General features: G+C 60.9%; 9 protein-coding genes. 1 reads left to right on the top strand and 8 read right to left on the bottom strand.

The features are described from left to right. Positions 1–28: 28 nt before the first annotated feature. From trxA to MWU53_RS08030, 8 genes are all read right to left on the bottom strand, one after another. On the bottom strand, positions 29–349 hold the full coding sequence (gene trxA, locus MWU53_RS08065; RefSeq protein ID WP_133485203.1) for a thioredoxin: 321 nt from the start codon (positions 347–349) through the stop codon (positions 29–31). A 33-nt stretch (positions 350–382) separates the two neighbouring features. Beyond that, positions 383–3,751 (bottom strand): double-strand break repair helicase AddA, encoded by a 3,369-nt coding sequence (gene addA, locus MWU53_RS08060; RefSeq protein WP_247092227.1) that lies wholly within the window; start codon positions 3,749–3,751, stop codon positions 383–385. Further along, positions 3,748–6,693, bottom strand: a complete 2,946-nt coding sequence (gene addB / locus MWU53_RS08055; protein WP_247092225.1) for a double-strand break repair protein AddB — start codon at positions 6,691–6,693, stop codon at positions 3,748–3,750. Before addB ends, addA begins: the two co-directional genes overlap by 4 nt. Further along, on the bottom strand, positions 6,686–7,369 hold the full coding sequence (locus MWU53_RS08050) for a nucleotidyltransferase family protein (RefSeq protein ID WP_247092223.1): 684 nt from the start codon (positions 7,367–7,369) through the stop codon (positions 6,686–6,688). Before MWU53_RS08050 ends, addB begins: the two co-directional genes overlap by 8 nt. Then, positions 7,354–8,346 carry a phosphotransferase gene (locus tag MWU53_RS08045; RefSeq protein ID WP_247092221.1) on the bottom strand — a complete coding sequence of 331 codons (993 nt, stop codon included), beginning with the start codon at positions 8,344–8,346 and terminating at the stop codon, positions 7,354–7,356. The genes MWU53_RS08050 and MWU53_RS08045 overlap by 16 nt, the downstream gene beginning before the upstream one ends. Beyond that, on the bottom strand, positions 8,343–8,837 hold the full coding sequence (tsaE, locus tag MWU53_RS08040) for a tRNA (adenosine(37)-N6)-threonylcarbamoyltransferase complex ATPase subunit type 1 TsaE (RefSeq protein WP_247092219.1): 495 nt from the start codon (positions 8,835–8,837) through the stop codon (positions 8,343–8,345). Before tsaE ends, MWU53_RS08045 begins: the two co-directional genes overlap by 4 nt. Before the next feature lie 57 nt (positions 8,838–8,894). Continuing rightward, entirely contained in the window at positions 8,895–10,478 is a 1,584-nt protein-coding gene (locus tag MWU53_RS08035) for a PAS-domain containing protein (protein WP_247092217.1), read from the bottom strand. A 114-nt stretch (positions 10,479–10,592) separates the two neighbouring features. Then, positions 10,593–12,008, bottom strand: a complete 1,416-nt coding sequence (locus MWU53_RS08030; protein WP_247092215.1) for a sensor histidine kinase RegB — start codon at positions 12,006–12,008, stop codon at positions 10,593–10,595. A 104-nt stretch (positions 12,009–12,112) separates the two neighbouring features. Here MWU53_RS08030 and MWU53_RS08025 point away from each other — a divergent pair, with 104 nt between their 5' ends. Next, positions 12,113–12,739, top strand: coding sequence for an SCO family protein (locus MWU53_RS08025; protein WP_247092214.1), 627 nt, complete (start codon positions 12,113–12,115; stop codon positions 12,737–12,739). Positions 12,740–12,752 lie beyond the last annotated feature (13 nt).

Genomic DNA, 12,752 nt, shown 5'->3' with positions numbered 1-12,752 from the left:
GGGCTTTTCTTTTGGCTATGTGCCGGGATTAAACGCTTTCGTCGATCCACGACTGTAGCGCAGCTTTCGGCGCAGCGCCCACTTTGTTCGAGATCACCTGACCGTCTTTGAACATGAACAGTGCCGGAATGCCGCGCACGCCCATCTGGGCCGGCGAATTCGGGTTTTCGTCCACGTTTACCTTCACGATTTTGACCTTGCCTTCATACTCGGTCGACAGCTCTTCCAAGGCCGGTCCGATCTGTTTGCAAGGGCCACACCATTCGGCCCAGAAATCAACAACGACAGGAATGTCCGAGTTGCGGACTTCTGCGTCAAAGGTGGCATCGGTGACAGCGACGGTTGCCATGTGTGTTCTCCTAAAAATTTGGTTGATCAGAACCTATGTAGCCTGACCCTCAGCGTCAAGGCGACCAAATGCGTCATCGACAAGTTGGTCGTCCAAAGGCATCAGCTCGCGCGTTTGTGTCCACAAGATCGCGGTGTGGACGGGTCGATCGGGATAAATGGCGCGTAGCATCCAACGATAGGCGCCCAACTGGCGCAACACACCTTCGGGCGTTTGGTTGGGACGATCCGGGGTGATGCGGTTGGATTTGAAATCCACGGCCAGCACGTGATCATCGGCAACGATCAGCCGGTCGATAAACCCGTGCAGGATGCGCATGGGATCATCCAGCAGATGCCCGGTGATGGGGGCTTCGGCGATGCTACGTTCGTCGAAAAGATGTGCCAGCGTCGGGTCTGTCAGCAGGGCCGAGACCTCGTTGGTCAGCGCGTCGATCACATGGGCTTCCGCCGCATCCGGGCCGTTGGACAACAGATGCTGTGCAACGCCTGCCCAGCTTTCCGAGGCGACGTTCGGCAGATGCTCCAGCAGCGCGTGAATTTGACGTCCGCGGATCAAAGGATCCTGCCCGTCTGCCAGCTCTGCCTCACCGGGAAGCGCCTTCGCGCCGCCCAGATCGGACGGAGACAGCGGTTTTGGCGCGCTGACAGGCGGCGCAGCCTGACTGCTCAGCCAATCCGGCAGCGGGGTTGGCGCGGCGTCCTGTGCGGTGGGGTCGTTCACCCCGGGTTCAGGCCAATCGCCCGTAGCATAGCGTTTGCCCGTGCCTGTCGGGAAGACACAATCAGCCCCACCCGCGCGCTCCATCGCAGCCTCGGCCACGCGATACCAGCCAGTGTCGGCCCTCCCAAGGTCCCCGGCGGCGGCCAGGATCAACCACTGCTCGGCGCGGGTCATCGCGACGTAAAGCAGCCTTGTGCGTTCTTCGATCTCGGCCTCTTTCAAGCCCTCGGCGACTTCGTCAATCGTTTCGGTCCGGTCCGCTTTCGATGGGAACCAGAAGGGCCGATCCGACGGCAGCTTGCCGACCTGCGGCGTGTCCGAAGCGCGCCGCGCCGCCAAATCTGGCAGCATCACAATCGGCGCCTCAAGCCCTTTCGATCCGTGGATCGTCATCACTCGCACCAGATGCCCCTTGCTGTCCACCTGCCGCTTGATCGTGATGTCCCCGGTTTCCAGCCACGTGATAAATCCGGTTAGACTGGGGATCTCAAGCCGCTCATAGTTCATCGCTTGATGCAGCAGCGCATCAATGCCGTCCTCGGCTTCTTGGCCCAGCCGCGCGAGCAGCTTTTTGCGACCGCCGTGTCGGGTCAGGATACGCTCCAAAAGCTCGTAGGGTCGCAAGAAATCCGCGCGGTCGCGCAGGTCATGAAGTGTCTCTAACGTTGCAGAATATTGCTCTGATTGCTCGGATAAAGCCTGCCACAGGAATTTATTCTTGCCGCGATAATGCGCCAGTCGGAACAGGTCGTCTTCGCTCCACCCGAACAAGGGGGACCGCAGCACAGCCGCCAGCGACAGATCATCCTCGGGTGTGGCAAGGAAAGACAAAAGCGCGGTCAGATCTTTCACCGCAAGCTCTGCCCCGATGCGAAGTTGGTCTGCCCCAGCAATCGGAATGTCGCGCGCTTTGCAGGCGCGGATCAGCTCGTGAAACAGTTCACTTCTGGATCGGACCAGAACCAGAATGTCGCCCGGATCGACGGGCCGCGAGCCACCCTTGTCGTCGGGCAAACGTTCTTCACGGATCATCCGCTGGATGTCATCCGCCAAGTTATCCGCCAGCTGCACGCGGTGATCACGCGGCGAGGGGCGGTCGACCGGATCGTTCCAATCGCGGTCTTCCTCGTGTTTCACCGGCTCGATCGACGGCCACAGGTCCACGCGCCCCGGCTTGTCGCCAAAAAACGCCCGGTGCTTGAAGCCGCCCCCAAGACCTGACCGGCCTTCCAGCGCCATATCCACGAAGCCCAGCACGGCGGGAGAGGATCGGAACGAGTATTCCAGCGGCTGAACCGCCAAGGCGCGCCCAACCTGCTGCAAGCGATCCGCGAAACTGTGCTGCATCCGCTGAAACTCGGCCGGTTCTGCGCCTTGGAACGAATAGATCGATTGTTTCGGGTCGCCCACTACGAAAATCGTGCGCTCCACGTCGTCGCGGGCGCCTGATCCGGTGGTGAATTCGCGCGCAAGGCTGTCGATCACGCGCCATTGCACGGGGCTGGTGTCCTGTGCTTCGTCCACCAGAATGTGATCGATGCCACCGTCCAGTTTGAACAGCACCCAAGCCGCCACGGATGGGTCGGTCAGAAGCGCGCCCGCTTTCAGGATCAGATCGTCAAAATCCAGCCAACCACGCGCCAGTTTTGCGGCCTCGTAGTCTTGGACGTAAACGTGTGCAAAGCGGTACAGAACCTGCGTGCGCCGTGCGTTGTGAAGGGCCAGTCGCTTGTGCCGTGCATCCTCGACCCGCGCCATCAGATCATTCAGTTGATCCATGATCGGCGCGCAGATACCTGTCTGAAGTTTTTTGGTCGGAACAGAGCCTATTCTTGCGGAAAACGGCGGAGATTGCTTCAAAAGCACCTTCTCGACCCGTACCAGAAGGTCCAGATTTGGCTGGCTGAAATCAGCGCCGTCCAGCATAGCTGCGTGCTTGATGTCGGTCGCGCCGCCGGTTCTGAGGCTCGCGATCAGGTCCGACAAGAGCTTCAGGTCATCCGGTGCAAAACACGTGTCCAGCAGGGCGTCCAGACTATCGCCAGCCGCCACGCCGAACCAGCCGTTGATCTGCGCTGCGTCCCTGTCATCTGCAAACAACATCCGGGCCGAGGTGATCCCCGCCGTCAGCCGCATCAGATCCTCGCCCGTAAACAGCTGCGCCAGATCTTGCACCACACCTTTGTGCGGCCCGTCGCTCATCTGTTCCAGAATAGTGGCGCGCAGATCATTGGCGGCGCGGTCGTCCATCTCGGCAAACTGGGGGGACACGCCTGCTTCGGTCGGGAAACGACGCAGAAGCGAGGCGCAATAGGCGTGGATCGTCTGAATCTTCAACCCGCCGGGCGTCTCGATTGCGCGGGCGAACAATTGACGGGCCAACGACAGATCACGCGTGCCTTCGACGCCCAGCTCGGCCAGAGCCTGCGTCAGGCTGGCGTCATCCTTCATCGCCCATTCGCCCAAACGCTTGAACAGGCGGTTCTGCATCTCGCTTGCGGCGGCTTTGGTATAGGTGAGGCACAGGATGTTTTGCGGCGATACGCCGTCCAGCAACAAGCGCGCCACGCGGTCGGTCAGAACGCGGGTTTTCCCCGACCCCGCGTTGGCCGATAACCAGGTCGAGGCTGTGGGGTCCGCCGCGCGGATTTGGGCGCGGGTTGCGTCGTCAAACTTCATCGACCGACCTCCGTGATCACAGGGGCATCGCTGTCATCCCATTCGCCGTAGCGTGCAAGATGATCATAGTCTCCGGCGAAGCGCTGCATATGCATTGCCCTGCGCGAGGTATAGCCCTGCGCGTCGTCATTATAGGCTCTAATCAGGCCCAAAAGCTCTTCTTTCACGGCAGAGATGTCAGCGCTGGATAGGTCAGTTGTGACCTCTTTCTGCGGCGTCAGCCCGATATAGCTGACCAAGGACACGGGCGCGGCATCGATGTTTTCAAACTCTCCGACCTCGGCAATTACGGCCTCGAGCAGCAACTGTTTGTCGAAGTGCTTTTGCTGCTTCTCGTTCGGAGGCGAGCCCGTTTTATAGTCGTAAATCAGAAGTGATCCGTCCTGATGTCGGTCAATTCGGTCGGCCTTGGCCACCAGCTCAAAATCCGGGTCATCAAACTGTGTGCGCCCCCAGGTTTCGTTCGCGAGATTGCGCGAGAAGTCACGACGCGACAGCTCTTGCTGAACGAACCACGGCGCGATCCGGTCAATTCGCGCTTTCCATAGTATGCGGGTCGCAAGGTTGGGCACGTGCTCGGCCAAGATGTCGTCTGCAATCTGGCGCAAGCGTTCCTGTTCGAGCACGGGGTCGGGGTTGTCGGGCAGCGACGACACATAGTTTTCAAACACATCATGCAGCACCGTCCCGCGCATCAAGGCGTCTGATCCGCGAAGAAGGGGATCCAACGCGCGCAGATGCAGCACCTTGTCCGCATAGATCGCAAAAGGATCGCGGATCAGTTTGGTCACACCCGTTGCCGACAGCTGCCGTGGGCGCGTGGACAGGGGTGGGGACGGGGACGGTCGCTTTTCAGGCGAAATAGTCTCGTTCGGCTGATCAATCTGTCGCGCAAATTCCAGCCATTGCGTTCCCCGCGCGCGCATATCTTTCAGCGCCCGTTCGCCCTCGGACGACATCCCAGCCATCAGGTTGCAGATGCGGTTCAGCCAGCGCGATGGAATGGTTTCGCTGTCCTCGTCCTTGACCGAACGGGTCAGTATCACCTCTTTCGTGGCGATTGCTTGCTGGAAATCATGGGCCGATAGACCCACGCGGCGTTCGGGCAGGGGAAGGCCCACTTGCATCCGCATTTGGCGGTTCAGCCACGGATCTGGGCCGGGCAGTTCGGGCCAGATGCCATCGTTCAACCCGGCAAGAATGACACGGTCAGCCCCCTGCACACGCGCCTCGAGCGTGCCCCAGAACATCACGCCGGGATGGGGCGTATTCGGATCGCGCACCTCGCCCTTTGACAGGATAGAGCGGAACAGGTCGCGATAGGCAAGGGGGGAGAGATCCCCTCCATGTTCTGCGTTCTCCGCAAGGTTCGAGACGATATCCTGGCACAATTGCCCCGCAGCGCGGTTCCACAACTCGCCCGTTCCCTCGCCGTTCGGACCACGCGCGATCTCACGCGCTAGATCAAGATGGTGGGTCAGAAGATCCGGCAGTGGCAGCTCGCCTTCAAGCGGCGGGGCAAGGCAGACAGTGGCCACCCAGTTGGCCCAGATCGCGCGTTCCGGTTCTTCCTCGAATTTCTGTGCCCAGTCCAAAAGCGTCTGACGATCCGGGACCGCGGCCGAGCCGCGCAGCACCTGAAGCTCTAGATCGCGGGTCCATCGCAGGTGGTCGCCCCGCGCGTCTCCGCCCGTGTTGGTCAGCGGATGCTTTAATAATGTCAGCAGCCGATCCGCCGCCGGAGCCTCGCACATCATAAGAGTGATTTGACGCAGGAACCGGCCCGGTGCGGACAAAGCCAGCGGGCGCCCCGCACTGTCGTCCGGTTCGATGTTCCAGCGATCCAGCGCGGCTGTGACCTGACGGGTCAGATTTCGGTCTGGCGTGATCAAAGCCACGCTGACCCCGTCTTCGACCGAGCGGCGAAGCAGCGCGGCGATCGCCTGCGCCTCGTCCCGCGGTTTTTGCGCCTCGATCAAGGTCAGCCCTTCGGTGGCCTGGGCGATGCCTTCGAACATGCGCCCTTCAATCTGCCATTGGTCCGTCACCGGGGCAGGCCGCAATGCCAGAGAGATCAGTTTGTTGCGCTCCGGCGCGACGGAGGGCAGTTCTGACCAGTTCTGAACTTCGCTTCGGGATAGGTCCAACTGCTTCAAAAGCGTGGCGAAACGGTATTGCGGGTGATCCTCGGCGGACAGGGCGTCTTCCAGCGCGCGCCATGTGTGATCTGGCAAGTCTGTATCGAACCCCGGAAGGATCAACGCACCTTGAGGAAGCTGCGCGACAGCGCGCATCAGAAGCGCGGTTGTGCCGCGTGACCCTGTCGAGCCGGCAATCAGGATCGGATGATCGGGCGGAGTGTGCTGCCAGCCCTCGATGATCTTGGACACCACCATGCGCTGCCGCGTTTCCGCATCAGGAGCATGCCCGGCGCTGGGGTCGAAAAACGGGTTGATGAGAGACAGGAAGCGTAGGCTGCGTGCCCAATGTTCGGACATGTCTTGGACGTCAAGTGTCTCTAACGCGGCAGGATTCACGCCTTCGCCGTGCATTTCATCCATCAGCTTTGCCACGCTGTCGGCCAGATCAAAGGCGGCGCTTTTCGGGGCAAGGTCGGGCTCTTGCTCGAGCAGGGCAAGGATCAACTGGTGCAGTTCCAGTTGACGGCGCAGGGGCGCAACGGCGGTTGGGATCGAACTGTCCAGCGGCATCTGCGCGAGGTCAGTAATCAGCCGAAGGCGCGGAACAAATCCGGGTTGATCGTCAAACAGGCTTTGCACGCGGTTCAGCATGCGGCGGGAGTTCACGAACAGTTCGATCCGCGCCATCTCGTGCGGTGGGCGGTCATCCATGCGGCGGCGCAACCCTTCGACCAGCGCCTTGGGAAAGTCGACGCCGAGCGGGACACCGAACACGCGCGCTGAGGACGAGGGCTCAAACATCGGCGACCCCCAGCATTTGTTCGGCCAGCGTAATCCCGTCAGGATGCCCGACATCACACCACGCGCCCTGATAGGGCAGGCCGAACAGGCGGTCGGCTTGGTGAATGGCATCCCACGCGACGTTCAGCGAGAAGACATCGTCCTCGACCTGCGTTACCGGGGGCGTCTTGATGATCTGACACCCGGTATAGACCAGCCCCGGCCCGCGCGTCAGTTGTCCGTCTGGGGCCATCGTGAAGTCGCCTTGTCCCAAATGTCCGATGGCGTTTTCGGGCGGAACAAGCAACATAAGGGCGTCCATCCGGTCGGGATCCCAAGCTTGCAGAAGGGTCTGCATCGGGTTGGGGCCGGACCAGACCGCATCGGCGTTGAGGGTGAACAGTGAGGCGGTTTTGTGCAAGGTTAGAGCCTGTTTTAGACCTCCGCCCGTTTCCAGCAGCGTATCTTCGTGTGAGAAAAGGATGTCCCGGCCAGCCAAATGCGCGTGGATCTGGTCTGCCAGATAATGCGTGTTCACAATGATCTGCGAGACGCCGTCTGCCGCGTCCACAATATCCAGCGCATGGTCCAGAAGGGGTTTCCCGGCGACGGGGATCATCGGCTTCGGTTGTGCTGCGGTCAGCGCGCCCATGCGGGTGCCGCGCCCGGCGGCAAAGATCATCACTGTGTCGGGCATGGCTGTCTGAGCCTTTCAAGATGGGTGGCGCTGGGTTCGGGCAGGATCGCGTTTAGTTGGGTGCGTAGTTTCGCAAGCGGCGGGTGGCGAAGGTCGTCCTGCAGCAGGGTCCAGACCCTTGGGATCAGGTCAACATAATGCGGCTTGCCCATCTGCTGCGACAAGCGGGAGAAAATGCCAAGGATGCGGAGGTTGCGCTGTACGGCAACAATGTGGAACTCGTCTTCAAATGCGCTCTGATCGAGCCCACGGCGTATCGCGAAGGCTGCTCGTGCGGATTGGGCCAAATCGACCGACACATCGCGCCGCACATCGCGCAGAAGCGAGACCAGATCATAGCTGGGCAACGTGTTCACTGCGTCCTGAAAGTCGAGCAGCCCAACGCGGGAGGTGCCCTCTCGATCCGGCAGCCAGTGTAGGTTCTGCGCGTGGAAGTCACGCAGGGATGTGCGAAGGGTGGTGTCGAAGGGGACCAGCGCTTCTTCGATGGCACCCAGGGCGTCCTTCACTACGGTGGCGGATTGGGGCGTATAGTGCAGGAAAGCCAAGTCGCAAGCTTGCGCCATTTCGCTGATGCCATAGGTGACGACCGGCGCGGGCGTTGCGTCCAGAACGGTATGAATTACGTCAATTGCAGCGGAGTAGAGACTATTTTCAAGCGATGGGTCTCGGTTGATCATGGACGCGAAATCGTCATCCCCGAAATCCGCAAGCAGCAGGAAGCCGCTTTGCAGATCTGCTGCATAGATCTTCGGGGCGGACAGGCCAAGTCCCGCAAGGTAACGCGCGATATCGACAAAACCCTGCATCGAACCGCAGGTCGGCGGCGGGGCGTCCATCAGGATCGCGGGGTGTGCGCCATGTGCGCGGAAATAGCGGCGGGACGAAGCATCCCCGGTCAGAGGCAGGAAGGGCGCATCGGCCCAGTCGGTCGAGTTCAAGAACTGGCGGCGCTCCTGCGCGCGATCATCGCTCATGGCAGCGCCTTTTGGATGCGGGTTTCCCAGTTCTCTGCGGGTCCCGAAATTTGGACGTGCCTGAGGTCGGGGTCTTCAGATGCGTCGCCCGTCGAGAACTCAAGGAACAGCGCGCTTTGCGGCAGCAGCTCGCCCAGACGGTCGGGCCATTCGACTAGGCAAATGGCGGTCTCAAACGCGTCGATCAAGCCCAGCTCTTCCACTTCGTCCGGGTGCGTCAGGCGATAAAGGTCGGAATGCCAGATCTCGCAGGTGGTGTCGTCATAGGTCTGCACCAACGTGAAGGTCGGCGAGGGCACGTCTTCAACCAGACCCTGCGCGGCAAGGCGGGATTGGATCACTGCGCGGGCAAAATGCGTCTTTCCCGCCCCGATCCCACCGGACAGCAGGATCACATCGCCCGGCACCAGTTGCTGGGCAAGTGCTTCGGCAAATGCGGTGGTCTGATCCGGGGTTGTAAATGCAAGATCATGATGAAAGGCGTGCGTCATGGCACGAGTTTTAGACGCCCTGCGCGTCGGTGCAAGGCCAGATCACGTTGCCCGGTGTCAGGGGGCCAAAGACAAGGCCGTGCTTGGTGCAGGCTTCAGGTCGCGCTGGGCGGGGCGGACATGGAAACGCGCCATTGTGGCGCCGCGCACCAAGGGGACGAAATGGCATTCGACCTGTCGCCCGTCCAGAAGGGCGATATGGTCGGACCATGTCTGACGTTCGCCGTGCGCAGCCACGAATTCCTTCAGCATACGCCAGACGGGCGTGTCGCCGGCGGTGCCGCGCCATGTGCGGATCGCGTCTCCCAAATTGATGTCGTCCAACGTGGTCGACGGATCATTACCCCACAGCTTGGTATAGGCCGCGTTCGACATTGACAGCACGCCGCCGGGCGAGAAGATGGCGATTGCATCCTCGATACAATCCAGCGCGGACTGGCCCATCTCAAGCTCGCGGCGGAAGCGGCGGGTCAGCGAGATTTCCGAGGTAATGTCCTCGAACAGGAAGGCCACGGCGCCATCCGGATGGGGGCGCCCGGTGATGCGATAGGTCTGGCCGGTAGGCAGGGACCATGTTTCCTCGTACGTGCCGTGTACCGCTGCGCTTTCCAAATCTGACATCTGCTGACGCCACGAAACATAGTCCTTCGGTTCGGGCATCATCCGCTTTTCGCGCAGACGATCCAGGAAGGTGAACAGCGTCGGTTTGCCCACCAGAAACGAGGCGTCCAGCGCCAGAATGTCGGTGAGGGCCGGGTTGAATAGGGTCAGCTGTCGCTTGCGGTCGAAAATGGCCAGACCGATGGGAAGATGCGCGAAGGTTTTGGTCAGGGTCGCAACGAATTCGGTCCGTGATCTCTCGGCATTCACCACGCGATCCACGGGAATGGCGGTCAGCAGGGTCTCGGTCCCCAAGGGGGCGTCGTGAAGCTCGAACCAATGGCGTTCACCATCGGTGGGAAGTTGCACGGCCACACGGCGCGGGGTCTCAAGGGTCTTGGCATCCGCAAGCCGGGGGCGATCAAACAGCTTTTGCGGGGGCCAGCTGGCGACACCGTCCGCGGCATCCGGGTCGGCGGCCTGATCCAGATAAGTCTTGTTGGCCCACGTAATCTTGCCGTTCGCATCCTCGCGCCACATCATAACCGGTGCATGATGGGCAATCGCGCGCAGCCCGTCCAACTCGTCCCGCATGGCGTCAAAGCTGACGCGGTCGACGGTGGGGGCCGTGCCCTCGGTGCCGGAGGTGACCAGTTGGATCCGGGCCAACCCATCGCGCCATTCCGCGTCTATCCGATGCGCCCCGTCGACGGATGGGATGGACAGGGTGCCAAGTTCGGCCAGATCTGCGACCTGATCCGAGAGGTTGGGAAAACGTGCGTCAAGAATTTGGGACAGATGCTGCCAGTCGGACCCGGAGTTGTGTCGTGGAAGCGCGTCAAGGATCTGCCGCCCTGCCGGGGTCACATCCGTGAGCATCTGATCATCAAACAGAAAGACGACGCTGTCTTTTTCCTGCGAGGTCCGTTTGCGCAGCTTGCGATCCCGCGCCGGGTCCAGCACGGAAAGGATGTAAAGCGCCGCGATCGAGATCGTCAGGGCCGTCAGCACCAGCCCCACCGCGTAAAGAGTATTCATCATGTCCACACCTGTCGTTTCGGCGGTCTGCCACCCGCGTTATCAACGGGTTAACTCTAAGCTAGTGTGGTTAATGAAGGCTTAATCCGGTCGAACGCTTTGTTCGCACAGGGTTTTTCAACCCGCATCGTGGGTGAAATGGATGTTCTCGCCCAGCGCGCCGCTGGTGTCCGCGGCCTCGAGCCCGCGTGTGCCGCGTTTCCACTCCACCTGCGCAATCGCGCCAGATTTCTCGCGCGGGTGGGGGCGGCCGGTATAGGGAGACGAGGCGTTGGCGAAATGCAGCGTGGCCCCAGTACGCTCCAAAAGCGTCTTGGCGATGAACAGACCCAGCCCCATCCCTTTATAGGCCTGACGCTGGCCGCGCTCTGCCTGTGATTTGCGGCGGCGAATGAACGGGTCCCCGATCCAGCCCAGCACCTGCGGCGAGTATCCCTTGCCGTCGTCCAGAATGCGGATGATGATGCGCTCGTCATTCCAGCACAGTTCGATCCAGACCTTGGTCGAGGCGAAATCCACCGCGTTTTGGATCAGGTTGCGCAACCCGTGGATGATCTCGGGGCGGCGCATCAGGATGGGTTGGTCAAGGGGGTCTGCCTCGGTGCAGGTGATTTCGATCTCAAGCGCCTTGCCGCGTTCGCGGTGGGGCTCGGCGGCCTCTTCGATCAGGGCGATCAGGGGGGCGTGCTTGACCAGCATGTCATCTTTGCCGGCGCGGCCCATGGATTGCAGGATGTCCCGGCAGCGGTCGGCCTGTTCGCCGATTAGGCGGGCGTCGTCGCGCAGTTCGTCGTCGCCGTTCAGTTCTTCAACCAGCTCGGATGAGACCAGCTTGATCGTCGCCAGCGGGGTGCCAAGTTCGTGTGCGGCGGCAGCCACAACCCCGCCCAGATCGGTCAGGTTCTGCTCGCGGGACAGGGCCATTTGCGTGGCGAGCAACGCCTCGGACATCGAACGCATCTCGGACGAGATCCGGTGCGTGTAAAGTCCGATAAACCCGACCGAGATCGTAACCGAGACCCAAAGGCCGAACACGAACAGCTCGGGCATTTGCAGAACGCCAGTTGCGGTCTGAAGCGGAATGTTGACCCACGTCACCAAACTGGTCGCGGCGACAGCGACAGCACCGACGATGATGGTCGAGCGTGTCGACAACGCGGTCGCAGCAACAGTTACCGGGGCAAGGATCAGCACCATGAACGGGTTGTGAATGCCGCCCGTCAGCAACATCATCAGGCCCAACTGCAGCGTGTCGAACACCAGAATGCCGGTGGCTTGACGTTCGTTCAGCCGGGTGTTGCGCGGGAAAAGCGTGCTGGAGACAAGATTGGCGGTCACCGCGACCCCAATGACAGCGGCGACCAAACCAAACGGGATCTGAACCGTAAAGAACTGAACTGCCACGGCAATTGCCACGATCTGACCCGCAATCGCTGCCCAGCGCAAAAGGATCAGAGTGCGCAGGCGCACCCAGCTGCGGTGCTGGCTGCCAAGGGCGGCATCAGTGGCCGGGTCTGTCTGTTGTTCCGCCATTTGTGATTAACTGAGTTAGCTTTTTCGGTTGCGTCAATGTGTTCTCTTGCTAGTCGTGACGAAAGGCAGGATCAATGCCCACGCGAACAAACCGGAGATTTTCTATGCAACGCATCTATGCTGTGACGGCCGCAACGGCGATTGTGGCGCTGGTCGGGGTGACATGGTTTGTCACCAGCGGGGAAGAGGATGCGTTTGCTGAATGCCGTGCAGGTGCCATCGGAACCGGCGTTGCTTCAATCGGGGGTCCGTTCGAGCTGACCGATGAAACCGGCGCTCTTGTGACCGAGAAAGACGTGATCACCAAGCCCACGCTGGTCTATTTCGGCTATACGTTCTGCCCCGACGTTTGCCCGCTGGACAATGCCCGCAACGCTGCTGCGATGCGCATTCTGGACGGTCAAGGCTATGACGTACAGGCGGCCTTTATCTCGGTCGACCCGGAGCGTGACACGCCCGAGCATTTGGCCGACTTCACCAGCTACATGCATGACAACATGATTGGCCTGACCGGCACGCAAGAACAGGTCAAAGCCGCCAGTCAGGCCTATAAGACCTATTACCGCAAGCAGGAACCGGAAGAGGGGATGGAGGAGTATTACCTGATGGATCACTCGACCTTCACCTATCTGATGTTCCCCAACAGCGGGTTTGCCGATTTCTTCAAGCGGGACGAGACGCCCGAGTCGATGGCCAAGCGGGTAAGCTGCTTCATTGACGCAGGCGCATAGCAGACATCGTAGC

Origin of the sequence: Aliiroseovarius sp. S1123 (assembly GCF_023015885.1) — a bacterium.
GTDB lineage: Bacteria > Pseudomonadota > Alphaproteobacteria > Rhodobacterales > Rhodobacteraceae > Aliiroseovarius.
The sequence above is the reverse complement of the archived record's forward strand: the minus strand, read 5'-3'. Positions and strand labels throughout refer to the sequence as shown.

Coding starts and splice junctions, on each gene's coding strand:
- trxA (WP_133485203.1), bottom strand. CDS start 349: ATGGCAACCGTCGCTGTCACCGATGCCACCTTTGACGCAGAAGTCCGC.
- addA (WP_247092227.1), bottom strand. CDS start 3,751: ATGAAGTTTGACGACGCAACCCGCGCCCAAATCCGCGCGGCGGACCCC.
- addB (WP_247092225.1), bottom strand. CDS start 6,693: ATGTTTGAGCCCTCGTCCTCAGCGCGCGTGTTCGGTGTCCCGCTCGGC.
- MWU53_RS08050 (WP_247092223.1), bottom strand. CDS start 7,369: ATGCCCGACACAGTGATGATCTTTGCCGCCGGGCGCGGCACCCGCATG.
- MWU53_RS08045 (WP_247092221.1), bottom strand. CDS start 8,346: ATGAGCGATGATCGCGCGCAGGAGCGCCGCCAGTTCTTGAACTCGACC.
- tsaE (WP_247092219.1), bottom strand. CDS start 8,837: ATGACGCACGCCTTTCATCATGATCTTGCATTTACAACCCCGGATCAG.
- MWU53_RS08035 (WP_247092217.1), bottom strand. CDS start 10,478: ATGATGAATACTCTTTACGCGGTGGGGCTGGTGCTGACGGCCCTGACG.
- MWU53_RS08030 (WP_247092215.1), bottom strand. CDS start 12,008: ATGGCGGAACAACAGACAGACCCGGCCACTGATGCCGCCCTTGGCAGC.
- MWU53_RS08025 (WP_247092214.1), top strand. CDS start 12,113: ATGCAACGCATCTATGCTGTGACGGCCGCAACGGCGATTGTGGCGCTG.